A 24,857-nucleotide genomic window follows, 5' to 3' on the forward strand; every position below is an offset into this window, starting at 1 on the left:
GCCTAAACTCAGAGATGGGTGACCATGACCCGTTCCCGTAGTCTGGTAAACTGCGTTAAGGCCGTAATCCGGCGAAAAAACCGCGCTGTGGCCCTTAAAACTCGATTCGTCTTGAGTATAGCCCTGTTTGCTGCAACCCAGTGGACGAAACCCGGTCAATCGACGGCCTTCTTGTTTCCGCCGCATTCCGCACGGAATTGAACGATCAAAAACTGGAGTCTTTGGCGCGTGTCTACCCCAGCCAGCCTTTATCTGGATTTTCAGATCGACGACACGCCCGCCACACAGGCAAAAAGCGTGCTTTCGGCAGCGATCGAGGCCGCGCCCGTCGCAAGCGTGCTGCTGCGTCCCGGCCGAGGCGCGAAAATCGATTCCGAAACAGTGCGGCCGCTGATCGCCTTGGCGCAGGCACAAGGCATCGCCGTGCTCATCGCGTCGGAGACCGGCGAGACCAATATGCTCGGCGCCGATGGCATTCATCTGATCTGGTCACAAGATATCGTCCGTTCATTCAAAACTGCGCGCCAGTCCACCTCTGATGCCATCGTCGGCGCCGATGCCGGACGGAGCCGCCACGACGCGATGGAACTTGGCGAAAGCGGTGCCGATTACGTCGCCTTCGGCATCCCCCCTCATGTCGAAGACCGGGAAAAGGCAGCGCAACGCCAACGCGATCTCATCGCCTGGTGGAGTGAGCTGTTCGAAGTCCCCTGCGTTGCCTTCGATGTTCCCGATAGCATTTCCGCGCATGCATTGGCTGTCGTGGGTGCCGACTTCGTGTCTGTCAGCGTCACAAGCAGCGACACGGCAAAAGACGCAGCCGACCGCGTTCGCGCGTTTTCAGAAGCCTTACGAATCCCCGAGACTGCGACATGAGATTATTCCAGTCTGGATCGTTCGTCGGAACCGCACTGTGTTGGGCACTCGTTATCAGCGCCGCTCCCGCAGCGGCCGAAAGCAGCTCGTGGTTTTCGCGCGACGAGACGGTTGTTCCCAAGCTGACCCCGACGCCCAAGAAGTCGGAAGCCGAGCCGCCCTCCACGTCCGGACCGGCGAGCATGAAAACGCGCATTCCCTCGCTGGTTCCCCCGACCGGCGATGATGCCGCCTACACAGCCTTCGACCAAGGCCAGTACTTGACAGCGCTGAAGCTCGCGCAGGAAGCCGCAGCCAAGGGCGAACCGCAAGCCAATACTCTCATCGGCCGCATCTACCAGGATGGCCTCGGCGTCGAAAAAGACCAGCGCAAAGCCAACGAATACTTCAAGCGGGCGTCCGACATGGGCGACATCCAGGGCACCTTCGCGCTCGGGATGGCCTACGCTCAAGGCAAAGGCGTCAAGAAAGACTACACACAGGCTGGCGAGCTGTTCGAGAAAGCGGCCCTCTCCGGCAACGCGGACGCCAACTACAATCTCGGCCTGCTGTTCCTCAACGGCACGGGCAAGCCGCTAAACCCAATCCGCGCCTACCAGCACATTCGCTACGCCGCCGAAAAAGGCGTTCCACAGGCCGAATACGACCTCGCCGAGCTTTATCAGACGGGCACCGGCGTCGATGCCAATGCACTGGAAGCGGCACGCTGGCTCTCCCGCGCCTCCGAGCAAGGCCTCGCAGTCGCGCAATACGACTATGCCGTGCGTCTCCTCCAGGGTTTCGGCCTCACGAAGGACGAGGTGAAGATCCCTGCTCTGCTCAAGGCAGCGTCGGAAAAGGGCATCGCCGGCGCGCAGAACCGACTGGCCTACGTTTACCTTGATGGCATCAAGGTGAAGAAAGACCCGATCGAAGCCGCGAAATGGCGCCTGATCGCGCAAAAAAACGGCTTCGTCGACAAGGAATTCGACGCCATTCTGGCGAAAATGTCGAAGGCCAATCGCCTCAAAGCAGCGGTCGAGGCTTCCGCCTGGATGGACCGTATCGCGGTCGATCCGGAAATGTCGGCAGTGCCTTAAGGCTTTGCGCCGCCTTGCCATGACTGTGAAGAGCCGGTAGAGCGCGCGTCTTCGAAGTTTTTCTCGCGCCGATTCCGGATCTCACGACATGAGCAACGTATCACCGACCCTGAACGTCATGATTTCCGCGGCGCGCAAAGCCGGACGCAGTCTCATTCGCGACTTCGGTGAGGTCGAACACCTGCAGGTCTCGATCAAAGGCCCTGCCAATTTCGTCTCCGCCGCCGACCACAAAGCCGAAGACATCATCTTTAAGGAGCTGTCGAAGGCCCGCGTCGGCTACGGCTTCCTGATGGAAGAGCGCGGCGAGATCATCGGCGCCGACAAGACCCACCGCTGGATCGTCGATCCGCTCGACGGCACCACCAATTTCCTGCATTCGAACCCGATGTTCGCCGTTTCCATCGGCCTCGAACGCGAAGGCCAGCTTGTCGCGGGCGTCATTTACAATCCAGCGAGCGACGAGCTTTTCACCGCTGAAAAGGGCAAAGGCGCCTACCTGAATGACCGCCGCCTCCGCGTCGCCGCCCGCAAATCGCCCGCGGATGCGCTTGTAACGACCGGCATTCCCCACCGTGGCCGCACCGGGCACCCGCGTTTCCTCAAAGAGATGGAAATGCTGATGGGCGAAGTCGCAGGCATCCGCCGCACCGGCTCCGCCGCCCTCGATCTCGCCTTCGTTGCCGCCGGCCGCTTCGACGCCTACTGGGAGCACAATCTGCAACCGTGGGATGTCGCGGCCGGTATCGTCATCGTCCGCGAGGCCGGTGGCTTCGTCAGCGACCTGAAGGGCGGCGACAAGATGCTGGACTCGGGCGACGTCCTGGCTGCCAACCTCCACCTTCACAAAGCTTTCGGCTCTGTGCTGTTTACAAAGGGCTGACCCACGCCGGACGCCCCGGGCCAGCCCGAACTCCGGCATGATGTTGCCGGTTTTCGATGACACAGCGTTGCGCTAAGGTCTCGCAATGGGACAGCGGGGACGTTCCGGAGACGACGAATGGCCAAGATCCGCCCGGGCGATGCCTCGGCACTCGCACCGGTATCGCGGCGTTTGACACCGCCCGGTGTCTTTCTGCTGCGCATGACGATTTTCCTGACTTTGGTCGGCTTTCTTGCCGCCATTCTCTTCGATCAGTTGCAGCATTCGTTTTTGAACAACCCAGGCCTGAATGGCCTGATCCTCGGTACGCTCTTTCTCGGCATTATCTACGCCTATCGCCAAGTCTTCCGGCTCTATCCGGAAATCCGCTGGGTGAACGCCTTCCGTATTTCCGATCCAGGCCTGTCGATCAGCGCCCGCCCCGTGCTGCTCGCCCCAATGGCGACGATGCTGCGCGACCGCACCGGCACACTCTCGCTGTCCACGGCCGCAATGCGATCGTTCATGGATTCGATCGGCTCGCGCCTGGATGAAGCCCGCGACACCGGCCGCTACCTCGTCGGCCTGCTCGTGTTCCTAGGCCTGCTCGGCACCTTCTGGGGTCTGCTCGAAACCATTCAGTCGGTCGGCCACGCCATCGACACGCTCGACAGCAAAGCAACCGACAACGTCCAGCTATTCAGCGATTTGAAGGCGAGCCTCGCCGCGCCGCTGAGAGGCATGGGAACGGCCTTCTCGTCATCGCTTCTAGGTCTGTCCGGTTCGCTGATACTCGGCTTTCTCGAACTGCAGGCGAACCATGCCCACAACCGTTTCTATAACGAGCTGGAAGAATGGCTCTCGGGCATCACCGAATTGACGCCCGCCGGTGGTGTGTCATCGAGCGACTACGTCAATCGCCAGCTTCTGTCGGCCGTCGTCGACATGCAGCGGTCGCTGGAGGACTTCACCAACCGCCTGACGGAACAACCCGAGCCGACAACGGCGAAAGCCTCTGGACAAGCTCAGGAAGATGTTCGCGACCTCGCGCGCGGCGTCAATCAGCTCGTGACGCAAATGCGCACCGAGCAGAAAGTCGTCCGCGAATGGGTCGACGAGCAGGCGCAGCAACAGCAAGAGGTCGCCAGCATGCTGCGCAGCCTCGCCGATGCGATGAAGCGCGGGGGCTAGCAAATGGCGCGCGGACGCTCCCGCCGCAGTGGCGAGTACGGCGAGTTCTGGCCCGCCTATGTCGACGTACTCTCAACGCTGTTACTCGTTGTGACGCTGCTGATGTCGATCTTCATGATCGCGCAGTATTTCTCCGCACAGGAAGTCACCGGCAAGGATTCTGCTCTCCAGCGCCTCACCGCCCAGATCAGCGAATTGACGTCGATGCTGTCGCTGGAAAAAGGCAAATCGCAATCGGCACAAGACGAACTCGCGGCTCTGCAAGCCACGCTATCCTCACTCAAAGCTGAGAATGAAAAGCTGACCGGCGCAGGCCTCGGCGCGGATGAGCGCGCCAAATCGGCGGAAGGCCAGATCGCCGGTCTGACGGCCGCGCTGGACAAGCAGAAAAACCTCTCGAATGAAGCGCTGTCGAAAGTCGATCTGTTGAACCAGCAGCTCGTAGCGCTTCGCCGCCAGATCGCAGCCTTGAACGATGCGCTCGAAGCCTCGGAGAAAAAGGGCGCGGAAAGCGACAAGACTATCAAGGATCTCGGCGCCCGTTTGAATACGGCCCTTGCCCAGCAGGTGCAGGAGTTGAAGCGCTATCGCTCCGATTTCTTCGGCCGCCTGCGTACGTTGCTGAAAGATCGCAAAGACATCCGCGTCGTCGGCGACCGTTTCGTCTTCGAATCTGAAGTTCTGTTCCCGTCGGGCTCCGCGACGCTGACGCCGGAAGGCATGGCAGCGATGGATCAGATCGCCGAAGCCATCGTCGAGCTGCAGAAAGAAATCCCACCCGACATTGATTGGGCTCTGCAGATCAACGGCCATACCGACGCGCGCCCAATTTCGAATTCGCAGTTCGCGTCGAACTGGGAACTCTCCACGGCGCGCGCCGCCTCAGTCGTGAAATATCTCGTCTCGCGCGGCGTCCCCGCCGATCGTCTCGTTGCAGCGGGCTACGCCGAATTCCAGCCGGTCGATAGCGGCCACACGGAAGAGGCCTATCAGAAAAACCGGCGCATCGAGCTGAAGCTGACGAATAGATAGTGTCTCAAACGGCCGGCTTCCGGCCGCGATCGCTCAGGCAAGTCCGAGAAACGACCCGATGCAACGCACGATCTCGCCGTTGTTAAACGCGATATCGTACGCGAAAACTCCGAACCCGATAACGATGAGCGTGAGCGCCTTCATGACACGAATTATCAGCCTGCGGAAAGACTGAGGATATTCCGTTAGCACACGTTAACGGCCGGTTAACCCCGAGATCCGCCGTTCAGCCTATTCCGCCGCCTCGCGCCCGAACTGCAGCTCGGCGAGGTGGGCATAGATGCCGCCACGCCGTACCAGCTCGCTATGCGTACCGGCTTCGGCGATACGGCCGTTCTCCATGACGAGAATCCGGTCCGCCTTTTGCACTGTCGCCAGGCGATGCGCGATGACGATCGTCGTCCGGTCCTTCATCAGGTCTTCAAGCGCTCGCTGCACAGCGCCTTCGCTTTCCGCATCGAGCGCGCTCGTCGCCTCGTCGAGCAGCAGGATCGGCGCATCTTTCAGAATAGCGCGTGCAATGGCGATGCGTTGACGCTGACCGCCCGAAAGCGATGTGCCGCGTTCGCCGAGACGGGTGTTGTATCCATCCGGAAGACGGCGAATGAATTCGTCGGCCTGAGCCGCAGCCGCCGCGCGCCGCACTTCCGACAGCGTCGCGCCCGGCGTGCCATAGCGAATGTTTTCGGCAACCGTATCGGCGAACAGCGCAACGTCCTGCGGTACGAGCGCCATGCGATTGCGCAGCGCCGAGAGGTCGGCATCCTCGACGTTGACGCCATCAACGCGAACGATGCCCGTATCGGGATCATAGAAGCGCAGAAGCAGATTGAAGATCGTGGTCTTGCCCGCCCCCGAGGCGCCGACGAGCGCCAGCGTCTCGCCCGGTTCGGCGCGGAATGAAACACCATCGAGCGCTTTATCGCCCTTGCGCGCCGCATACGCGAACGACACGTTTTCGAACGCAACGCTGCCGATTGCGGGCTCCGGCAGCGGCGTCGGCTTCTCCGGCGAACGGATTTCCGGCACCGTTGCCATCATCTCAGAGAGGCGCTCCGCAGCGCCGGCTGCTTGGCTGATCTCGCCCCAGACTTCCGAGACTTCTGCGAGAGATGCCGCAGCGAATAGCGCATAAAGCACAAACTGCCCAAGCCGGCCGCCGGTCATGTCACCGGCAATCACCGCCGATGCGCCGTACCAGAGTACGGCCGTGATGCTTGCTACCGTCAGGAAGATGGCGATGCCCGTCAGCGCCGCACGAGCCCGCATCCGCCGACGTGCCGCAGCGAACGTCCGCTCCACCGAACGGTCGTACCGATCCGTCACGGCCTTCTCGTTGACGTAAGCCTGCATCGTCCGGTAGGCGGCAAGGTTCTCGGCCGCGTAGGCCGATGAATCGCCGAGCGTATCCTGCGCCTCGCGTGACAGGCGGCGCACAAGCCGCCCGAAGCCGACGAGCGGCAGAACGATGACCGGGATCGCCAAAAACACTAGCAGCGAAAGCTTGGTGCTGGTGATGAACATCATGATCAGCGCGCCGACCAGCATGATCGAGTTGCGCGCCGCTTGGCTCAGCGACGAGCCGGCAACGGCTTTGATCTGCGTGGTGTCCGCCGTCAGGCGGCTCATGATCTCGCCGGAATGATTGACATCGAAATAGGCCGGTCCGAGCTTCGCGAGTTGCGCAAAAACTTTCGAGCGCAAATCGGCAACCACCCGCTCGCCGATCCAGTTGACGAAATAATAGCGGGCCGGGCTCGCGATCGCGATGATGAGACCGATGCCGATGAGCGTTAGGAAGTAGCTGTTAATGAGCGCGGAATCGTTGCCGGCAAAACCCTTGTCGATCATACGCCTGACGGCGAGCGGAACCGACAGCATGGCAAGCGCCGAGACGACCAGGGCGATAATGGCGCCCCAGAGCGCACCCTTATGCGCGGTGATCAAGGGCATCAGCGTCTTCAAAGGCTTAAGCGACATGCGCCGGCGTTCCCGGGAAGGTTCATCCGTAGGTTGAGCCTGCTCCGGGCTCTGGTCTGCAACGTCGCTGCTCATGGGGTTCTGGTCCAAGTCGTGGGGAAACAAGATGTTTCGACCCTCAAGCCGCGGGGACCATGCCCCACCGCAGCCACGGGCTCAAGTGGCAATGGGACGCTGTTTGGCCTTAAGAAAATTACGATTTGCTTAGGTTTGCGACGCACTGCGGCTTGTGCGGGATAGCTATCTCGGCTAAACAACGCGGCAATTCAGTCCCCTCTTTGTCAAGACCGGGGCCGGAGCTCTTCAGGGCTTCGCCGTGATAAACGTATTACCAGACGGACCAAAGGCTATGAAGAAAGACGCCGATCTCCACCCCGACTACCACCAGATCAAGGTGGTCATGACGGATGGCACTCAGTTCATGACGTACTCGACGTACGGCAAGGAGGGCGACACGCTCACCCTCGACATCGACCCTAACACGCACCCGGCTTGGACTGGCGGCGATGCGAAGTTGATGGACCGTGGCGGCCGCCTGTCGCGCTTCAAGAAGAAGTTCGAAGGCATGTTCTGATCGCTTTTCGCGATCGAACGTATCGTCAGAAATCAAAAGGCCCGCTCTCATCGAGCGGGCCTTTTTGATTTTCGAACTGTCGTCGCGCTCAGCTGACTTTTGCAGCGAACGCCCGCTCCAGCAAACCGACCTGATGCGCAACCGGATTAACCGCTGCTTCCGGCGCGTCTGCTGCCGACGGCGTCGTCAGAATGCGATCGAGCTGTGAGATGCGATCGTGCAGAGCGAAGCTTTCCTCGATCAGGCTCTGCAGGCCCATCGGGAGCTCCGAATAGCCCTTGACGTGCGCCGGGCGGCCGAAGGCCTGCAACTTCACGCGACGCCGCTTCTTGCGCGCTTCGTCCTCGGTAATCTCACCTTCTCGAAGCGCACGGCGAATGAGAAGCCACGAAGCCAGATCCAGCAGCCGCGTCGTCAGGCGCATGCTTTCGGTTGCATAAAGGACGCCGACCCCGCCAGCGAGCGCCTTTGCTTCCTTGCGGCCCGGACCGTCAAGATAACTGGCTGTGCGCTCTACGAGCGCCATGCCTTCTTTGAAGATGTGGTCGAACTGTTCGGAGGACTGAAACCGCTCTCCGAACGAGACCGTTGTGGCGCCGCCAGACGGCGCGCCATCCACGCGATATACGTTACTCATGACCCTCAACGATACAAACGCTTACCCGTGTGCAACTGCTACCACGAACCGACACTAGAGCACCATAGTTAACAACCTCGCCCAAAACGGGGCGTTTCCAATCATGTTGTGGACAGTGCAAAAAAAGAGCCGCTCCGTTAGGGCGGCTCGAAAGTCAACAGGGAGGCGTCAAATGAGGCGGCAGAGGGGCCGCCACGATCCAGATGGCCTGGATTAACACCGAAAGTGCAGCAATATGCTTAAGGTTCAGTTAAGTGGAAACGTGAGCGGAGTGATGCGCTGTTAGGATTCGAAACAGCAGCGCCAAATTCATCGAATCCCAAAATTGGACAGTATGCAGCGTAATTCAAATTGATCGTTAGAGCGCACTTTACGATTTAAAAAGCGCGCGCGCCGCCTCTTCGTGACGCTTCTTGCGATCAACTTCCGCACGCACCCGAACGATCTCCGCCTCAAGATCTGCGATCCGTTTTTCGAGCTCTGCGACCGACAGCGTTTCGAGGCTTTCACCGATTGCTGTATCCTTTGGTTTTTTCGGCGGCAACAGATCGTCGAGGTCCATGACGCGTCCTCCGGCTCTTATGCCCCCACTCTATTGAAGATGCCGCCGCGGGTCGAGATCGGAGGCAGCAGAGAGGGCGCGTCTCCATCCCGCCTTGCCCCGGCGGCGCTTGCGGTGCATTCCTCTCGCCAGCCAAAATACCAAGAGAGCAAACGTGATGAGCCTTCCCACTACGATGAAAGCCGTAGCGATCAACGGAGCCGGCGGCCCCGAAGTCCTGACGATGACGGAACTGCCGCTACCCAAGGTGAAGGCAGGCGAAGTGTTGATCAAGGTTGCAGCAGCAGGCATCAATCGGCCGGATGTAATGCAGCGGCAGGGAAATTATCCCCCGCCGAAAGGCCATTCCGAACTCCCCGGCCTCGAAGTCTCCGGCACCATCGCCGCATTGGGCGAAGGCGCGAAACGCTTCGCCGTCGGCGACGCCGTACTGGCCCTCGTGCCCGGCGGCGGCTACGCCGAATATGCAGCGGTATCGGAACTCGCCTGCATCCCTAAGCCGGATGCTATTTCTTTCGTTGAAGCGGCTGCCATCCCTGAGACCTTCTTCACTGTCTGGCACAACGTCTTTCAGCGCGGACAATTGAAGGCCGGCGAGAAATTTCTCGTTCATGGCGGCAGCGGCGGCATCGGCGTAACTGCCATTCAGCTTGCCAAAGCATTCGGCGCCACGGTTTTCACGACCGTTGGCTCCGACGAGAAATGCGAAGAAGTCCGCAAGCTCGGCGCCGACATCGCGATCAACTATCGCACGCAGGATTTCGCTCAAGTCATCAAGACCGAGACGGCAGGCAAAGGCGTCAATGTCATCCTCGATATGGTTGGCGGCGATTACATCGAGAAAAACATTCGCTCGCTCGCCGACGATGGCCGTCTCGTCAACATCGCGTTCCAGAAAGGCTCTACCGCAACAGTCGACTTCATGCGCGTAATGCTGAAGCGCCTTACGCTGACGGGCTCGACGCTGCGCATTCGTTCGAACGAAGTGAAAGGCGAGATTGCGAACGCGATCGCCGAAAACGTCGTGCCCTTGATCGTTGCCGGCAAGATCAAAATCCCGCTCGACAGCACGTACCCGCTGGCCGACGCCGCTGAAGCCCACAAACGCATCGACAGCGGCGCCCACATCGGCAAAATCGTTTTGACGATTTTGTGAGACTTAATTTTACCAGTGGATCCGGGCCTAAGCCTCATCCAGAAGCTCGGTCCCATAGGAATTGTCGATGACGCAAAGCCACTTACCGCCAGCGTTCTTGCGGAAGACATAAGTCGATCGTCTGACCAGCGTTGTCTCTGTGCCATCGGCGCCCGACGTCGTCAAAATCGCCTCCGCGATGACAAGGGCCGCATCGCCGGCCTCGATAATCTTCATCTTGTCTTGAGTAATTTTAAGCGAATGGTTGAAGTGATCGGCAATCGCGACAAACGCCTTGCGGATGTCTGCTTTGCCCGAGACATTCAATCCTGGCCTGACGACAAGCGTTGCGTGATCGTGGTAGAAGTCCTTCACCGCGTCGAAATCTTCCGCCATGATTGCCTCATCGGCGGCCTCGATAACGCGCTTCAATTCGTGATCCGACATTTCCGTCCCGTTCGGTATTGCTGAGCCGTAGCTACCAAACAAAATCTTTCATCACCGCAACCGGCTTCGCGGCGCTGTCGTTTGCGAATAGGCGGCGCGATGCGTGGTCCATCGTTTCGTCTGACCGTACGGAGATTCCGCTCGCGATAAACACAGAACGGATACCGAATGCGGCCGCTCCCGCAATGTCGGTCGCCACGCCGTCGCCAATCGCCAGCACCCGATCCCTGTCGACCGCCGCACCGCGTTTCTCTGCGCCGATCTTGAGCGCGAGGTCGTAGATCGGCCGATATGGCTTCCCGGCGTAATTGACGGTCCCGCCCAGCGCCGTATACGCCGCTGCAATCGCTCCGGCGCAATAGATGATGCGGCCACCACGTTCGACCTTCAGATCCGGATTGGCGCAGATCATCGGCACATCGCGCGCACGAAGCTTCTCCAAAATCGCGGCGTAACTATCCGGCGTTTCCGTCTCGTCGTCGTAAAGACCGGTGCAGACCGAAACTTCGGCATCCTCGATGGTCGCGCCGGGCTGAGCCTTCAACCCCGCGAAGATCGGCAGATCGCGCGACGGCCCGATGTGCAAAATAGGCCGCCCCGCCCACGCGTCGATGAGACTGCGCGACACGTCTCCCGAACTGACGATGCCGTCATAAGCATCGCGCGAGACGCCGATGCTATCGAGCTGCTTGCCCACGCTCTCCCGCGGCCGCGGCGAGTTCGTCACCAACAGTGCTGTTCCACCCCGCTTGCGAAAAACCTCGCACGCCGCCACCGACGACGCGAACGGCCGCACGCCGTTGTGCATCACGCCCCAGATATCGACGAACCAGAGCTCGGATGTTTCCGCGAACGGCGCAATGGACGAGAGAACGGGAATGTCGGTCATCGGCAGGCCTTTACATGGAGCGCGCGCTCTGCGGCCCCGATGAACGGCCCTATAAACGACGCGGCGCGGGACTGTCATCCCGCGCCGTCGTCACAGTCGTTAAACTTCGCTGAGCAATCTCAAGCCGCCGCCGATTGATCGGACGGCCCCGCCCCGCCGTCGACGTTGACCTGTCGCGGCGCGCCAAACAGCGGTCCCTGCCCTAACAGTATACCGGCGTCCAGCAGCCGCTTTTGCGTTGCTGCGTCTTGAATGCCCGCCGCAATGATCGAAAGCCCTGCCAGCGTCGCCCGCTGCAGAATTTCCTCGGCCGGCACAAGCCGCTCTGGTGTTGCCAGCCCATTGAGCAGTGTCTGAGCGTCAATGCGAACGAAGCGGAAGCCCGATCTCTGCAGCGCAGCGAAATCCGTCCCCACGTGACGAACCTTGTCGAGCGCAAAGCGGAACCCGAACGCGTGCATATCGCGCACGGCCTGCCAAGCCGCCGGTGAGAACGCGTCGACCGCACGCTGCGTAAACGTCAGTACGAGCTGTGCCGAAATTCGCTGCCGCGTTTCGTAGGCGTTCGCGAAGGTTTCAAGAAAAGCCCTGCTCGTCATCGAGGAGCCAAAAAATTCCGCGAGCAGCGAACCTTCTCGATCACGCGCATCCATCCGCGCCGCCAGCGCAGCGGCCCGATTGAGACGCGCAATATCAAATTTCGCATCGCGTTCACCATCGATCAGCGCAAAATCGTCCTCGCTGAAGGTGAGTGTCTCGCCCGTCGGCGAAACGAGGTTCGCCGTCATTTCGTAGTGGCTGACTGAATGCTCCGACAGCGTCACGATCGGCCCAAGCAAGACGTCGATGGTTCCATCGTCAACAGCACTGCTGATCGCAGCCGCACGCGGCGGTAGGGTCGGCCCCAACGGCAGCGAGAAATCGGGAAGCGGCAGCTCAAGGTTGGGAGGTGCCACATCGCGCTCAGCAGCATTTGATAGTTGAGCAGCAGAGGCAGATGCATCGGCATCCGAACCCGCGATTCTTTCTGCCGTCGCCGGAATGACGAGCTCGCCGAAACCCGTTGCGGGGTTCGCCGGAGCAGCAGCTGGCTGCGCAGGCATCGACTGCGGTTGGGAAGCGGGCTTCGGCTCGGCAGCCTGCGTTTCGAACTTCGGAATGAAATCGCCGAGAGACGGCCTACCGCGCATGCTCTTTGCAGCAGCGCGCAGCGCTCCGATGGAGTCTTCCAGCGGGCTCGACGGTCCACTCGGACGAGTCGCAACGAGCTGCGGCTTGGGACGCAATGCTTCTGCCGCGTTCACCTCGTCAGCGAGTTCCTTGATCTTACGCTGCACGAGTTCGAGATCGCCCTCGATGGTCGTCGCGACTGGTGCCTGTGCGTTGCCGTTCATGGCGTTGCTCGCGGCCGACGCGCCCTGCACGGACGCCTGGGCATCGGTACGAGGCCGGAACGACCACTGCTCGCGCGGCGCATCCCCTTGCGGCGGTTGCGGCCCCATGAACTGCGTGTCGGCAGGCGGCGCCGAAACCGGAGGCTTTACAGTCGGTCCCTGCAGAGACGGACCGGCGCCCGCTTCGCTTGCCGACTTCGCCGCTGCTTCACCGATAGATGGTAACGGCGCGCGCTGCGCCTTCCGCGGCCCCTGCTCGGGCGCGAGCGGACCGACGAACGGTTGCGTCGGACCCTGGGCGCCGGCTGGCGCCACATCCGAGCGCGGAACAAGGTTGCCGATGTCACGGCTCAATTCGCGAATCCGAGCTTCGGTCGCGCTCTGCGATGATTGAGGCTGCGCTTGGGCCTGCTGGGTAGCGGGGCCCGGACGCATTCCGCCTTTCGGCCGGCCGGCAAGGCGGCTTTGGGCCAGCTCCGCCTTCAGCTGAGCGATCTGCGCCGACTTCTGCATCTGCTTATGAATAAGCATCAACAGCGCCAGCGTTACGACGCCCACGGCGCCGGCAACAGGAAGCGCCAGCCCGAGCTGGGCAAAGCACATCACCGCCACGGCAACGGAAGCGATGACGATTGACGCCACGATCAGCCCATCCCGCGATTTAACCTCGCGAGGCGAATCCTGGGATGGTGCAGCGGCGCTTGGAGCAGGCGGCCCATTTGCCGGAGCAGGTCCTGGAGCCGGACCAGGTCCAAAAGCGGGACCAGGCACAAGAGCCGGCGATGGTGCAGCCGTGTCGGCAGGCGCGACACTGGCTTGCGGCTTCGAGTTGTCCTGTTTTGTCATCTTATCCAAGCAGCTAGTCGATTCGTCAGTCTCAACCTTCGCAGAGGCGTGAAACGCGGCGCAACGTGCGCGCCTCGAACTATCACCACCTTTTCCACCCTCCGCCCGCACTAAGGGCAGATGGATGCCTGTGCGGGGCGTCAGGGTCACAGCCTTATAACGCGTGGCGCGGTGCATAGTCTCAAAAGCGCCCTTGACCCGTCTCCCCCAAACCCGAATCGGCTGGCTGTTTAGGTCTCGTTAGGCGAATCGGCGTGCTATCATCCTGCCGACGGCGCCTCTCGCGTTCGCCGGTTCAGCGTGTTGTCAGGAGGGGAAGAGCGCCATGTACATGGATCGAGTTGGTACCAGCGTCGAAGAAGAAGTTTCGAGTGAGTTATCGCGGGCGCGCATCCTTATCACCGGCCTCACCGGAAACTCGGGCATCGACGTCGCCCGGACATTTGCCGATCTCAACGTCCGCCTTGTCGCCCATACCGCCGAGTTGTCGCCGGAACTCGTTGAGTTGTTCGCCTTCCTGTCCCAGAGCGCAAGCGAGATACGCCTCCATACTCTCGATATTTCGACTGCAAATTCCGCGGCGCGCTTCGCCCAGACCTCGGCTCAGGCTTTTGGCGGTCTCGACGCCGCCATTAACATGACGTCGATTTCGGCCGACGAGATCGATGCCATCGACGACGATGCCGATCTCGAAGCCCTTATAGAATCAAAGCTTGCACCCCTCGCCCAGCTTACCCGGGTGATCGCCAATCGCATGTGCCTCGTCATGAGCGAAGGCCTCGTCCTCAACGTCGTCAACATGCCAGAACCCCGCGATGCCCGCTCGGCCGCGATCTGCGGCGTCATCCGGACGGCACTCGCCGCGATGATCGCGCAGGAAGCCCGCGCCTGGGCCGATAAGGGCGTTCGCATCAACGGTGTTGGCCCCCGCGCCTTCTTCGACGGCCGCGGCGGAGCCTATCTCGCCAGCGAACCCGACGTCGCTTCTCTCGCGCTGCACCTGGCTTCCCGCCGCGGCCGCACACTTTCAGGCCACGTCTTCGACGCCACCGGAATTGACGTCTGAAATCCGGCCCTCAGTGCGCGATTTGCTTTTGCCCGGCGAAACCCCGATAACCGGCGCTCTCTCAAGCGAGAGCGTCGAAAATGGATATCCGCCAGCTTCAATATCTCGTTGCACTGGCGCGCGAAAAGCATTTCACGCGCGCTGCCCAGGCTTGCAACGTCACGCAGCCGACGCTCTCTGGCCGCATCCGCCAGCTTGAGCTTGAACTCGGCGTGCCCATCGTCGAACGCGGCCAACGCTATCAGGGTCTGACTCAGGAAGGCGAACGTGTCCTCAAGTGGGCGCAGCTCATTCTCAACAATTGGGCTTCGATGCATCAGGAGCTGGCGCAGCTTGCGATCAGCGATTTCGGCCTGACTGGCCGCCTGGTTCTCGGCGCCATTCCGTCGGCGCTGCCGATTCTGCCCTATCTGACGCGCGACGTGCAGCGCCTACATCCGCAGATCAACTTCACGATCATGTCGATGAGTTCCGAGGAAATCCTGCGCGGCCTCAACGAGTATACAATCGATGCCGGGATCAGTTACCTCGACAACGAGCCGATCAATGGCCTCGTCGCCACCCCGCTCTACGTCGAGCGCTACTGTCTTTTTATTCCGGAAGACCATCCGCTGGCCGACCGTGAGGCGGTGAGCTGGCGCGATGCCGCCGAGCTTCCACTCGGCCTGCTGACATCGAACATGCAGAACCGGCGCATCATCGACCATGCTTTCGAGGTCGCCGGCCGCCACCCGGAACCAGCGCTCGAAACCAATTCCGTGATCAATCTCTATTCCAACGTCCGCCTCATGGGGCTGGCGAGCGTCATGCCCCATTATCTGTTGAATCTCTTAGGCGACGATCCCGGCATCCGAGCCATTCCTCTTGTAGATCCTGAGGTGGCGCACAGCGTCGGCATGATCACACAGGATCGTGATCCCGTTGCACCGCTCGTACGGGCCTTCAGAGAGGCCGCGACCGGTCTTTCTGCAAAACGCATTTCCTGAAATTTTCCGGCTACTTAGCCCGAGAAAATGCTCAATACTATGCCATTCGGCCTAGTTTTTGCGCTGCATCATTGACGGCGTCTATAGAGATATCGACTATATCAATTTGAACCGAGGTGCGGATTGAACCACTTAACCGTTTATGCGGCAAAGTGCGCACTGCGGCACGAAAGACCGCCAACAATACCGAGGAAACGCCACGCATGGCGAAGAAAGCCAGTCAAAACAACGGCACTTCGACGGCGCCAACGCCAGTCATGGACCCCGCTGAGGTCGCAGCTTTGGCGGTATGCGCTCGTCACGGCAACAAACCCGACGAGCTCCTGGAGATTTTTCACGAGTTGCAGCATCAGCTTGGCTACGTGCCGGATGCGACGCTGCCGGTGATCGCCAAGGCACTGAATCGCTCCCGCGCCGAGGTCTACGGCGTGTTGACCTTCTATCACGAATTCAAACGCCATCCCGTAGGCCGCCACGTCGTCAAGATCTGCCGCGCCGAAGCCTGCCAATCGATGGGCACTGAGAAGCTCTGTCAGCACGCAGAGCAATCGCTTGGGACCAAACTCGGCGGCACCACCGCCGATGGTTCGGTCACCATCGAACAGGTCTTCTGCCTTGGGAACTGCGCGCTATCGCCGGCCATCATGGTCGGCGAAAAACTTTATGGCATGGTCGATTCTAAGCGTTTCGACGAAATTATCGGCGCCCTCGACAAGGAAGCTGCAGAATGATCAGGGTCTTCGTTCCAAGAGACGCTGCAGCGCTCTCCGTCGGCGCCGATGAAGTCGCAGCTGCGATCACCAAAGAGGCAAATTCTCGCAACCTCGATATTCAGATCGTCCGCAACGGCTCGCGCGGCATGCTCTTTCTTGAGCCGCTCGTTGAGGTCGAGTTGGCGGATGGCCGCGTCGCCTACGGTCCGGTGATGCCGGGCGATGTCGCCGGCCTTTTCGAAGCTGGCTTCCTCGAAGGCAAATCCCATCGTCTCGGCCACGGCCGGACTGAAGAGATTCCCTATTTCAAGAGCCAGGAACGGCTGACGTTTGCGCGTTGCGGCATTACCGATCCGCTTTCCATCGAAGACTATCGTGCCCACGGCGGCTATGAGGGGCTTGCAAAAGCCTTGCAGATGAAGCCGCTGGATGTCGTCACCGAAGTGACGGCGTCGGGTCTTCGCGGCCGCGGCGGCGCAGGCTTCCCGACCGGCATCAAATGGAAGACCGTTCACGACCTTCCGCCGGGCGAAAAGTACGTTGTCTGCAACGCCGACGAAGGCGACAGCGGCACCTTCGCCGACCGCATGCTGATGGAAGGCGACCCCTTCTGCCTGATCGAAGGCATGACCATCGCCGCCGTCGCGGGCGGTGCCCAGAAGGGCTACATCTACGTTCGATCCGAATATCCCCATTCGGTGCACGTGCTGCGCGAAGCCATCGAAATCGCACGCCAGGCCAATTGGCTCGGCAACAACATCCAGGGCACGAACTATTCGTTCGATCTCTTCGTCCGGATGGGTGCCGGCGCTTACATCTGCGGCGAGGAAACGTCGATGCTCGAAAGCATCGAGGGCAAACGCGGCATCGTTCGCTACAAGCCCCCGATCCCCGCCATTGAAGGCCTGTTCGGCAAACCGAGCATCATCAACAACGTGATGAGCTTCGCGGCCGTGCCGATCATCCTGTCGAAGGGCGGCGAGTTTTATAAGAACTACGGCGTCGGCCGCTCGCGCGGCACGCTCGCCTTCCAGCTCGGCGGCAACATCAAGCAGGGCGGCCTCGTCGAGAAAGCGTTCGGCGTCACCACGCGTCAGTTGATCGAAGACTGGGGCGGCGGCACCGCGACGGGACGTCCCGTCCGCGCTGTCCAGGTCGGTGGTCCGCTCGGTGCGTACATCCCAGCATCGAAGTTCGACGTGCCGATGGATTACGAAGAATTCGCCAAAGTCGACGCCATGGTCGGCCACGGCGGCCTGGTCGTTTTCGACGACACGGTCGACATGGCAAAGCAGGCACGTTTCGCGATGGAATTCTGCGCGATCGAAAGCTGCGGCAAGTGCACGCCGTGCCGGATCGGCTCGACGCGCGGCGTCGAGGTGATCGACCGCATCATCGACGACGTCGACCGCGACAAGAACTTGGCGCTGCTTGAAGACTTGTGCGTAACGATGACCGACGGCTCGCTCTGCGCAATGGGCGGCCTCACGCCGTTCCCTGTCATGAGCGCAGTGCGTGGCTTTCCGGAAGACTTCCACAAGCCGTCGCCTAATAAATTTCTCGCAGATGCCGCAGAATAAAGTTTCAGGATCAGCTGACCTCCAAGAGGACGCTCGATGAACCAGCATATCAAGCCGATGACTCTCATCAAAGAGACCGACTTCGGCACGCCTACGCCCGATGTTCACGAAGCCACCAAAATGGTGACGCTCGAAATCGACGGCAGCGAGATCACGGTGCCCGAAGGCACGTCGATCATGAATGCCGCGATGCAGCTCGGCATTCAAATTCCGAAGCTCTGCGCCACAGACAGCCTCGACCCGTGGGGTTCGTGTCGTCTCTGCTTGTGCGAGATCGAGGGCCGCAAGGGAACGCCTGCGTCCTGCACGACGCCCGTCGCGCCCGGCATCAAGGTCACGACGCAAAATGCTCGTCTCGCCAACCTCCGTCGTGGCGTGATGGAGCTTTACATCTCCGACCATCCGCTTGACTGCCTGACCTGCGGCGCCAACGGCGACTGCGAGCTGCAGGACATGGCGGGTGCAGTCGGCCTGCGCGAAGTCCGCTATGGCTACGACGGCGAGAACCACGTTTTCGCCAAAACGAAAGACGGCGAAGCCAACGACCGCTTCAAGGCGAAAGACAAGTCGAATCCCTACTTCCAGTTCGATCCGTCGAAGTGCATCGTCTGCTCGCGTTGCGTTCGCGCTTGCGAGGAAGTGCAGGGCACGTTCGCCCTGACGATTGATGGCCGCGGTTTCGCTTCTCACGTTTCTGCCGGTATGGACGAAGAATTCCTGTCGTCGGAATGCGTCTCCTGTGGCGCCTGCGTCCAGGCCTGCCCGACAGCAACGCTCATCGAGAAGTCCGTTCTTGATCACGGTCAGCCTGAGCATTCGCTCGTCACGACGTGCGCTTATTGCGGCGTCGGCTGCTCGTTCAAGGCCGAAATGCGTGGCGAGGAAGTCGTCCGCATGATGCCCTACAAGGACGGCGGCGCCAACGAAGGCCATTCATGCGTCAAGGGCCGCTTCGCGTTCGGTTACGCGACGCACAAGGATCGCGTGTTGACGCCGATGATCCGCGAAAAGATCACCGATCCGTGGCAGGCCGTGTCGTGGGATGAAGCCATCAGCTATGCCGCGAAGCGTCTCAAGGATACGCAAGAGAAGTACGGCAAGGATTCCATCGGCGGCATCACTTCCTCGCGCACCACGAACGAGGAAGTCTACGCCGTGCAGCGTCTGGTTCGTGGTGCCTTCCGCACCAACAACATCGACACCTGCGCCCGTGTCTGCCACTCGCCGACGGGCTACGGCTTGAAGCAGACGTTCGGTGAATCCGCCGGAACACAAGACTTCAAGAGCGTCGATAAAACGGACGTCATCATGGTCGTCGGCGCCAACCCGACCGACGGTCACCCTGTCTTTGGTTCGCGCATGAAGAAGCGCATCCGCGAAGGCGCCAAGCTGATTGTCGTCGATCCCCGTCGCACAGATATCGTGCGCTCGCCACACGTTGAGGCGGCCTACCATCTTCAGCTTCAACCCTCGACCAACGTCGCGGTCATGAACGCGATCGGTCACGTGATCGCGACCGAAAATCTGATCGACACCAAGTTCGTCAAACGTCGTTGCGAACCCGCTGATTTCTATCGCTGGGAAGAATTCATCAAGCGCCCTGAAAATTCCCCCGAGGCGACCGAGCACATTACTGGCGTTCCGGCGCAAATGGTTCGCGAAGCCGCGCGCCTTTTTGCGACCGGCGGCAACGCTGCGATTTACTACGGCCTCGGCGTCACCGAGCACAGCCAAGGCTCGACGATGGTCATGGCCATGGCCAACATCGCAATGGCGACCGGCAACATCGGCCGCGAAGGCGTTGGCGTGAACCCGTTGCGCGGCCAAAACAACGTGCAAGGCTCATGCGACATGGGCTCGTTCCCGCACGAGTTCCCCGGCTACCGCCACGTCTCGAACGCCGAAGTGCGCACGATCTTCGAAAAGGAATGGAACACCAAGCTTGATCCGGAACCGGGTCTGCGTCTTCCCAACATGTTCGACGCGGCCTCCGACGGCACGTTCATGGGCATGTTCATACAGGGCGAAGACATCGCCCAGTCGGATCCAAACACGCACCACGTCGAGCACGCGCTGGAATCGATGGACATCGTCATCGTGCAGGACTTGTTCCTGAACGAGACGGCCGCCTTCGCGCACGTCTTCCTGCCCGGCACGTCGTTCCTCGAAAAAGACGGCACGTTCACGAACGCTGAGCGGCGCATCAACCGCGTACGTAAGGTCATGCGCGAAAAACAGGGCATGGCGGAATGGGAGGTCATCTCGCGCCTCTCAACGGCGATGGGTCATCCGATGCATTACAATTCGGCGTCGGAAATCATGGACGAGATCGCCCGCGTCACGCCGACCTTCGAAGGCGTCTCGTTCGACCGCATCGACGAACTGGGCTCCATCCAGTGGCCGTGCAACGATGAACATCCGGTCGGCACGCCCGTCATGCACACGGATGAGTTCACGCGTGGCAAGGGCCGCTTCATGCTGACGGGCTTCGTCCCGACCGCCGAGCGCACCAACCGCAACTTCCCGCTGATCCTGACGACCGGACGTATCCTGTCACAGTACAATGTCGGTGCTCAGACCCGGCGCACGGAGAACGTCGCGTGGCACCCGGAGGACATCCTCGAACTTCATCCGCACGACGCGGAGGTGCGTGGCATCAAGAGCGGCATGAAAGTGTCTCTTGCAAGCCGCGTCGGCGCCACCACGTTAACGGCGAAGGTCTCGGATCGCATGCCGCAAGGCGTCGTCTATACGACCTTCCACCACCCCGTGACCGGCGCCAACGTCATCACCACGGAAAACTCGGACTGGGCGACCAACTGCCCCGAGTATAAGGTGACGGCGGTACAGGTTCACGTCTCCAACCACCCGTCCGAGTGGCAGGAGGAATGGCAGGAGCGCGAGTTCGAGAACAAACGCATCTCCAAAGACAAGAAGCTGGAGCCGGCGGAGTAATTTCCTCTCAGCCGACCCTCCCGGAGTTGACTGCAATGAATGTCATGCCCAAAGCCGTATCTCAGCCAGCGAGCGGCGCGGGCCTGTGTTCGCGCCCCGCCTCCGGCGAGCAGACGACGGCGTCAGGCACGCACACGATCACGTGGCAACTGCCGGAGGAAACGCCGGTTGCGTTGCAGATTAACTCGTCGCCGTACACCGTGATGATGTCGACGCCGGCAAACCTGCGCGACTTCGCCATCGGCTTTCTCGTCGGCGAAGGCATCGTGCCGGATCCGAGCAAAATCCAGGGAGTCCTGGTGATGCCGGTCGACGGCGGCATGGCGGTTGATGTCGCCGTGCCGGAAGACGCGATCGACTCGACGCGCCTGTCGCGACGCACGATCGAAGCCCGCACCGGATGCGGCCTTTGCGGCGTCGAAGAAATCGAGTCCGCCGTTCGTCCGCTGAAACCGGTGCATCGCTCATGGTCGCCATCGCCGGATGCCATCTGCCGCGCCGCGCAGAACTTATCGGATCAGCAGCCGATGAACCGCTTCAACCGCTCCGTCCACGGCGCGGCTTGGGTGTCGAAGGACGGGGAGATCAAGCTCGTCCGCGAAGATGTCGGCCGCCACAACGCCCTCGATAAGCTCATCGGCGCGCTTTACACGCAGAACGTCGACCGCAGCGAAGGCTTTGTGCTGATGACCAGCCGCTGCAGCTTCGAGCTTGTGCAGAAAACCGTCACGGCAGGCATCGGTGCGCTCGTCACCGTCTCGGCGCCGACCGCACTCGCCCTCGAACTGGCGACGAACGCCAATCTCTTCCTCGCCGCACTCGGCCCTGGCGGCCCTGTCATCTTTAATCGTTGAACGCTTTCCCATCCAACAACCAGAAAATTACCTGACGATGCAAAGCTCCGACATCATCCGCATGACCAATCAAATTGCCGCTTATTTCGAGTCATATCCGAAGCAGGAAGCGATCGACGGCATCGCGATGCACATCCACAATTTCTGGGAACCGCGGATGCGCAACGAGTTGAAGTCCTACATCGACGCTGGTGGAAAGGACCTTTCGCCTCTCTTCCTCGAAGCCATGGCTGCTTATTACAAAGGCCCGAAATCGCCGGTGAAGCAGGCCGTCGTGCAGAACAAAGACAAAGTCGCGCCGAAAGGCGCTATGCCGAGCACCGCCAGCGGCGGCGGCGACGCGGGCTGAGAAGCCGCGCCACGATTTGGGAAGCGATTATGCCCTCTCCAAGACCCAGCACTAAAAAAGGCGGCGTGGAACGACACGCCGCCTTTTGAGTTTTAAACGTGGCAATTCACTCTGCAGCGGCCCGGCTTGCAGCCAGCACCTGATCGCGCAGCCGCCCGGACACTTCCGCCAGATGATCGAAACCGAACGTGAACGAGCCGACGCCTGCCGTCGCTGACCTCAGGTCGATGATCAGGTTGTCCATTTCCGCTTCCGGAATATGCGCCTCAATCACATCCCATCCCGGCCAGCCCGAACGCGCATCGAACCCCAGGATCTGCCCGCGCCGCTGCGAGATGATGCCGTTGATCCGCGCGTTTGCTTCCGACGGCACCGCAATCGACACGGCCATAATCGGTTCGAGCAGCACGGGATTGCACTTCGGCATGCCTTCCGTCATCGCCAATCGTCCGGCCTGACGAAACGCCATGTCGGAAGAATCGACCGAATGGAATGAGCCGTCAGTTAGCGTCACCGCGACATCGACCACCGGAAACCCGAGCGGCCCTTCGCTCAAATAATCGCGTACGCCAATTTCGACCGAAGGAATGAAGTTCTTCGGAATGACGCCGCCCGTGATCTTGTCGTCGAACGCAACTCCACTTGATCGCGGCATCGGTCGGATGTCGAGTTTCACGTCGCCGAACTGCCCGTGTCCGCCGGATTGCTTTTTGTGCCTCGCCCGCACCTCCGTCGCCGTGCGGATTGTCTCTTTGTAGGCGACGCGTCGCTTCTCGCGCGTAACGTCGATGCCGTACTTGCGCATCAAGCGTTCGAGCGCCACGCGCAGATGCATCTCGCCCTGACCATGCAGCAGGATTTGATGCATGTCGGCGTTGTGTTCGAGCGTTAGTGAGGGATCTTCGTCCGTCAGCTTCGCAACGGCCGATGACAGCTTCACTTCGTCCTTGCGATCCTTGAGTCCGAGACCAATCGCCAATGCCGCCTGTGGAGCTTTCGCAACCGCCACCTGCGCCGCCGCCGACTTCCCAACCGCAATCGTCTCGCCGGACCTGATGGAATCGAGCCGCCCCAGTGCCACCGTTTCTCCGGCTTTCGCCGTACCACGCTTAGAAGTTTCTTCCCCGCGAATGCTGAAGACGCCGGCGACACGCTCCTCCTGCCCTTGCGCACCCGTCACGGTCGCTCCGTCGGCGATCTCACCGGCAAAAACGCGCGCGAACGACAGCTTACCACCCGCCTTCGTATGCACGCTCTTGAACACGTAGGCCGCAGATTTCGCACCATCGAGCTTCAGCCGTTTGGCGGTGTCTTCAACGGTCGGGCATTCGTGCCGCAACACTTTCAAAAGCCGGAGAATGCCGTGCCCATGCTCCGCTGAGCCGAGCAGCACCGGACAGATCAATCCGTCGCGCAATTCCTTCGTCAGATCCTCAAACACCCGATCGTTGGGCGGCGGAATATCAACGAGCAACTGCTCCATCAGCTCATCGTCGTAATCGGCGAGCTTTTCAAGCATCTGGAACCGCGCCTCCTTCTCGCGTGCGGCGACGGCTGACGGCAGTTCGATAATTTTGCTTTCGGCATGCTCGCGATAGACGTAGGCACGCTCGGACGCGAGGTCGACGAACCCCGTCGCGATGCCGTTTTCCCAGATCGGAATCTGGCGCAGAACCAGGGGCTTGGCGCTTGCAGGCTGAAGACTTGGAATGACATCGCGGACCGGCACGCTCGAGGCGTCGATCTTGTTCAGGAACAGCAGATGCGGCACCCCGGCGTCGTCGAGCTGCTTCAGGATCACCTGTAAGGCTGACACGCGCTTCGGGTCCGGCTCGCACACCACGACTGCCATGTCGCAAGCTGGAAGCGCCAGCGCGCCCTCGTAGGCGAATTCGACCGAGCCTGGACAGTCGATGAAAGTGTATTGCTCTCCGAGAAACGAAGCTTCCGCAACATTGAGCCCAACGCTCATTACGTGGTCGCGAGCCTCCGGGGTACTGTCTCCCACCGTCGATTTCGCTGAGATCGATCCGGCCCGAGAAATCGTACCGGTTCGCGCCAGGATCGCTTCGAGAAGTGTGGTCTTACCACTTGCAAAGGGTCCGATGAGCGCCACGCATCGCGCGCCCCGGACCCCGCCTCTGCCACTTTGAGTGCCGTTTCCGCCTTTTGGGCCATCTGAGCTTGTCATGATTGCCTCCGATTGCGAGGCGCGCGACCTTTACCGGCCGCACCCCGCACCTCGGAAGGGAGCGGCTCTGGCGATGCTCGCTCCAAAGATCGGACAGCACAACGATCTTCGCCGCACAGTTTTGTGAAGGCTTCTATTGCAACGCGATATAAAGACAATTCGAGGGAGATTTATTTTGCGCTGCCAAACCTACTTTGCGGCGCATGTTTGTCGAACGGAGTTCGAAAGCGAAAAATAACTTGAATAACTTTATATTCGTCGCATTGTGAACTCTTCCGGTGTTTCGCGCGTTCTAGGGGTACTGGCGAGAGATGCGGGATGGGCCAGAGGGATTTTGGCCCAGAAATGCGAGGCAAGGTTATGAGTATCGAAACACTGATGTCCGCGGCTAACGCCGCCGGATACGTCATGGCCGCCGAGGAACAACTCCCCGAGACCTTCGGCGCCGAGCCGACGGTTTTCGAATTTAAAGCGCAGCCAGCGACAGAAATTGCAATCTGGCGGCCGGTCGTCCCGGCAGTCGATGGCAAACCGATTACGAGCCAGCTCGCCCATGCTTGGGATTGGTTCGCAGAACGGTTCATGCCGCACGGCGCGACTCCGGCGTAAGGCTTCGGCACGCCACCAAGTTGCCGATCGAATTTTCAAGCGCGCGACCG

At 60.7% G+C, this 24,857-nt stretch carries 22 protein-coding genes; 15 read left to right on the plus strand and 7 right to left on the minus strand.

Annotated elements, in window-relative coordinates; all coding sequences use genetic code 11:
- Positions 1-228: 228 nt before the first annotated feature.
- The 5 genes from RLW55_RS20040 (at position 229) to RLW55_RS20060 (ending at position 5,040) form a co-directional block, all read left to right on the plus strand.
- Entirely contained in the window at positions 229-876 is a 648-nt protein-coding gene (locus RLW55_RS20040) for a thiamine phosphate synthase (protein ID WP_423415179.1), read from the plus strand.
- Positions 873-1,955, plus strand: a complete 1,083-nt coding sequence (locus tag RLW55_RS20045) for an SEL1-like repeat protein (protein WP_423415180.1) — start codon at positions 873-875, stop codon at positions 1,953-1,955. The genes RLW55_RS20040 and RLW55_RS20045 overlap by 4 nt, the downstream gene beginning before the upstream one ends.
- 88 nt (positions 1,956-2,043) lie before the next feature.
- Entirely contained in the window at positions 2,044-2,838 is a 795-nt protein-coding gene (locus RLW55_RS20050; RefSeq protein WP_423415181.1) for an inositol monophosphatase family protein, read from the plus strand.
- Positions 2,839-2,955: 117 nt separating this feature from the next.
- Complete coding sequence (locus RLW55_RS20055; RefSeq protein ID WP_423415182.1) at positions 2,956-4,008, plus strand: flagellar motor protein MotA; 1,053 nt, start codon at positions 2,956-2,958, stop codon at positions 4,006-4,008.
- 3 nt (positions 4,009-4,011) lie between these two features.
- Complete coding sequence (locus RLW55_RS20060; RefSeq protein WP_423415183.1) at positions 4,012-5,040, plus strand: peptidoglycan -binding protein; 1,029 nt, start codon at positions 4,012-4,014, stop codon at positions 5,038-5,040.
- 231 nt (positions 5,041-5,271) lie between these two features.
- Here RLW55_RS20060 and RLW55_RS20065 read toward each other — a convergent pair whose 3' ends face one another.
- Positions 5,272-7,020, minus strand: a complete 1,749-nt coding sequence (locus RLW55_RS20065) for an ABC transporter transmembrane domain-containing protein (RefSeq protein WP_423415184.1) — start codon at positions 7,018-7,020, stop codon at positions 5,272-5,274.
- 349 nt (positions 7,021-7,369) lie between these two features.
- Here RLW55_RS20065 and rpmE point away from each other — a divergent pair, with 349 nt between their 5' ends.
- Complete coding sequence (rpmE, locus tag RLW55_RS20070) at positions 7,370-7,594, plus strand: 50S ribosomal protein L31 (RefSeq protein ID WP_013946625.1); 225 nt, start codon at positions 7,370-7,372, stop codon at positions 7,592-7,594.
- A gap of 88 nt (positions 7,595-7,682) precedes the next feature.
- On the opposite strand, the gene RLW55_RS20075 is transcribed toward rpmE, so the two are convergent.
- Together RLW55_RS20075 and RLW55_RS20080 are read right to left on the minus strand one after the other, a co-directional pair.
- A complete protein-coding gene (locus RLW55_RS20075) occupies positions 7,683-8,231 on the minus strand; it encodes a DUF1465 family protein (protein ID WP_013946624.1) in 549 nt (182 codons plus the stop codon).
- A 370-nt stretch (positions 8,232-8,601) separates the two neighbouring features.
- Positions 8,602-8,793 carry a DUF1192 domain-containing protein gene (locus RLW55_RS20080; protein ID WP_409562513.1) on the minus strand — a complete coding sequence of 64 codons (192 nt, stop codon included), beginning with the start codon at positions 8,791-8,793 and terminating at the stop codon, positions 8,602-8,604.
- Positions 8,794-8,950: 157 nt separating this feature from the next.
- Here RLW55_RS20080 and RLW55_RS20085 point away from each other — a divergent pair, with 157 nt between their 5' ends.
- The gene (locus tag RLW55_RS20085; RefSeq protein ID WP_409562512.1) at positions 8,951-9,949 is read left to right on the plus strand and encodes an NAD(P)H-quinone oxidoreductase; all 999 of its coding nucleotides are present in this window, start codon (positions 8,951-8,953) and stop codon (positions 9,947-9,949) included.
- Between the two features lie 27 nt (positions 9,950-9,976).
- Here RLW55_RS20085 and RLW55_RS20090 read toward each other — a convergent pair whose 3' ends face one another.
- From RLW55_RS20090 to RLW55_RS20100, 3 genes are all read right to left on the minus strand, one after another.
- A complete protein-coding gene (locus RLW55_RS20090; RefSeq protein ID WP_409562511.1) occupies positions 9,977-10,375 on the minus strand; it encodes a YybH family protein in 399 nt (132 codons plus the stop codon).
- Between the two features lie 31 nt (positions 10,376-10,406).
- A complete protein-coding gene (locus RLW55_RS20095; RefSeq protein WP_423415185.1) occupies positions 10,407-11,264 on the minus strand; it encodes a TIGR01459 family HAD-type hydrolase in 858 nt (285 codons plus the stop codon).
- Positions 11,265-11,383: 119 nt separating this feature from the next.
- Positions 11,384-13,300, minus strand: coding sequence for an EAL domain-containing protein (locus RLW55_RS20100; protein WP_423415186.1), 1,917 nt, complete (start codon positions 13,298-13,300; stop codon positions 11,384-11,386).
- A 529-nt stretch (positions 13,301-13,829) separates the two neighbouring features.
- Between RLW55_RS20100 and RLW55_RS20105 the strand changes: the two genes are divergently transcribed.
- From RLW55_RS20105 to RLW55_RS20135, 7 genes are all read left to right on the plus strand, one after another.
- The gene (locus RLW55_RS20105) at positions 13,830-14,570 is read left to right on the plus strand and encodes an SDR family NAD(P)-dependent oxidoreductase (protein ID WP_409562508.1); all 741 of its coding nucleotides are present in this window, start codon (positions 13,830-13,832) and stop codon (positions 14,568-14,570) included.
- A gap of 80 nt (positions 14,571-14,650) precedes the next feature.
- The gene (locus RLW55_RS20110) at positions 14,651-15,556 is read left to right on the plus strand and encodes a LysR family transcriptional regulator (protein WP_423415187.1); all 906 of its coding nucleotides are present in this window, start codon (positions 14,651-14,653) and stop codon (positions 15,554-15,556) included.
- Between the two features lie 203 nt (positions 15,557-15,759).
- Positions 15,760-16,287: a formate dehydrogenase subunit gamma gene (locus RLW55_RS20115; RefSeq protein WP_013946617.1), complete on the plus strand. Its 528-nt coding sequence runs from the start codon at positions 15,760-15,762 to the stop codon at positions 16,285-16,287.
- Positions 16,284-17,849: a formate dehydrogenase beta subunit gene (locus tag RLW55_RS20120; RefSeq protein WP_423415188.1), complete on the plus strand. Its 1,566-nt coding sequence runs from the start codon at positions 16,284-16,286 to the stop codon at positions 17,847-17,849. Before RLW55_RS20115 ends, RLW55_RS20120 begins: the two co-directional genes overlap by 4 nt.
- A 57-nt stretch (positions 17,850-17,906) precedes the next feature.
- The gene (gene fdhF, locus RLW55_RS20125) at positions 17,907-20,804 is read left to right on the plus strand and encodes a formate dehydrogenase subunit alpha (RefSeq protein WP_423416438.1); all 2,898 of its coding nucleotides are present in this window, start codon (positions 17,907-17,909) and stop codon (positions 20,802-20,804) included.
- A 35-nt stretch (positions 20,805-20,839) separates the two neighbouring features.
- Positions 20,840-21,658, plus strand: coding sequence for a formate dehydrogenase accessory sulfurtransferase FdhD (gene fdhD, locus RLW55_RS20130; RefSeq protein ID WP_423415189.1), 819 nt, complete (start codon positions 20,840-20,842; stop codon positions 21,656-21,658).
- A 37-nt stretch (positions 21,659-21,695) separates the two neighbouring features.
- Complete coding sequence (locus RLW55_RS20135) at positions 21,696-22,007, plus strand: formate dehydrogenase subunit delta (RefSeq protein WP_409562504.1); 312 nt, start codon at positions 21,696-21,698, stop codon at positions 22,005-22,007.
- Between the two features lie 106 nt (positions 22,008-22,113).
- Here the strand turns inward: RLW55_RS20135 and RLW55_RS20140 are convergent, their stop codons facing one another.
- The gene (locus tag RLW55_RS20140; protein ID WP_414462025.1) at positions 22,114-24,198 is read right to left on the minus strand and encodes an elongation factor G; all 2,085 of its coding nucleotides are present in this window, start codon (positions 24,196-24,198) and stop codon (positions 22,114-22,116) included.
- Positions 24,199-24,558: 360 nt separating this feature from the next.
- Here RLW55_RS20140 and RLW55_RS20145 point away from each other — a divergent pair, with 360 nt between their 5' ends.
- Positions 24,559-24,807 carry a hypothetical protein gene (locus RLW55_RS20145; protein WP_024275499.1) on the plus strand — a complete coding sequence of 83 codons (249 nt, stop codon included), beginning with the start codon at positions 24,559-24,561 and terminating at the stop codon, positions 24,805-24,807.
- Positions 24,808-24,857 lie beyond the last annotated feature (50 nt).

Source organism: Hyphomicrobium sp. B1 (assembly GCF_049532635.1).
Lineage (GTDB): Bacteria > Pseudomonadota > Alphaproteobacteria > Rhizobiales > Hyphomicrobiaceae > Hyphomicrobium_B.

Coding starts and splice junctions, on each gene's coding strand:
- RLW55_RS20060 (WP_423415183.1), top strand. CDS start 4,012: ATGGCGCGCGGACGCTCCCGCCGCAGTGGCGAGTACGGCGAGTTCTGG.
- RLW55_RS20045 (WP_423415180.1), top strand. CDS start 873: ATGAGATTATTCCAGTCTGGATCGTTCGTCGGAACCGCACTGTGTTGG.
- RLW55_RS20065 (WP_423415184.1), bottom strand. CDS start 7,020: ATGTCGCTTAAGCCTTTGAAGACGCTGATGCCCTTGATCACCGCGCAT.
- RLW55_RS20095 (WP_423415185.1), bottom strand. CDS start 11,264: ATGACCGACATTCCCGTTCTCTCGTCCATTGCGCCGTTCGCGGAAACA.
- RLW55_RS20080 (WP_409562513.1), bottom strand. CDS start 8,793: ATGGACCTCGACGATCTGTTGCCGCCGAAAAAACCAAAGGATACAGCA.
- rpmE (WP_013946625.1), top strand. CDS start 7,370: ATGAAGAAAGACGCCGATCTCCACCCCGACTACCACCAGATCAAGGTG.
- fdhD (WP_423415189.1), top strand. CDS start 20,840: ATGAATGTCATGCCCAAAGCCGTATCTCAGCCAGCGAGCGGCGCGGGC.
- RLW55_RS20105 (WP_409562508.1), top strand. CDS start 13,830: ATGTACATGGATCGAGTTGGTACCAGCGTCGAAGAAGAAGTTTCGAGT.
- RLW55_RS20135 (WP_409562504.1), top strand. CDS start 21,696: ATGCAAAGCTCCGACATCATCCGCATGACCAATCAAATTGCCGCTTAT.
- fdhF (WP_423416438.1), top strand. CDS start 17,907: ATGACTCTCATCAAAGAGACCGACTTCGGCACGCCTACGCCCGATGTT.
- RLW55_RS20075 (WP_013946624.1), bottom strand. CDS start 8,231: ATGAGTAACGTATATCGCGTGGATGGCGCGCCGTCTGGCGGCGCCACA.
- RLW55_RS20145 (WP_024275499.1), top strand. CDS start 24,559: ATGAGTATCGAAACACTGATGTCCGCGGCTAACGCCGCCGGATACGTC.
- RLW55_RS20140 (WP_414462025.1), bottom strand. CDS start 24,198: ATGACAAGCTCAGATGGCCCAAAAGGCGGAAACGGCACTCAAAGTGGC.
- RLW55_RS20090 (WP_409562511.1), bottom strand. CDS start 10,375: ATGTCGGATCACGAATTGAAGCGCGTTATCGAGGCCGCCGATGAGGCA.
- RLW55_RS20085 (WP_409562512.1), top strand. CDS start 8,951: ATGAGCCTTCCCACTACGATGAAAGCCGTAGCGATCAACGGAGCCGGC.
- RLW55_RS20110 (WP_423415187.1), top strand. CDS start 14,651: ATGGATATCCGCCAGCTTCAATATCTCGTTGCACTGGCGCGCGAAAAG.
- RLW55_RS20120 (WP_423415188.1), top strand. CDS start 16,284: ATGATCAGGGTCTTCGTTCCAAGAGACGCTGCAGCGCTCTCCGTCGGC.
- RLW55_RS20055 (WP_423415182.1), top strand. CDS start 2,956: ATGGCCAAGATCCGCCCGGGCGATGCCTCGGCACTCGCACCGGTATCG.
- RLW55_RS20050 (WP_423415181.1), top strand. CDS start 2,044: ATGAGCAACGTATCACCGACCCTGAACGTCATGATTTCCGCGGCGCGC.
- RLW55_RS20115 (WP_013946617.1), top strand. CDS start 15,760: ATGGCGAAGAAAGCCAGTCAAAACAACGGCACTTCGACGGCGCCAACG.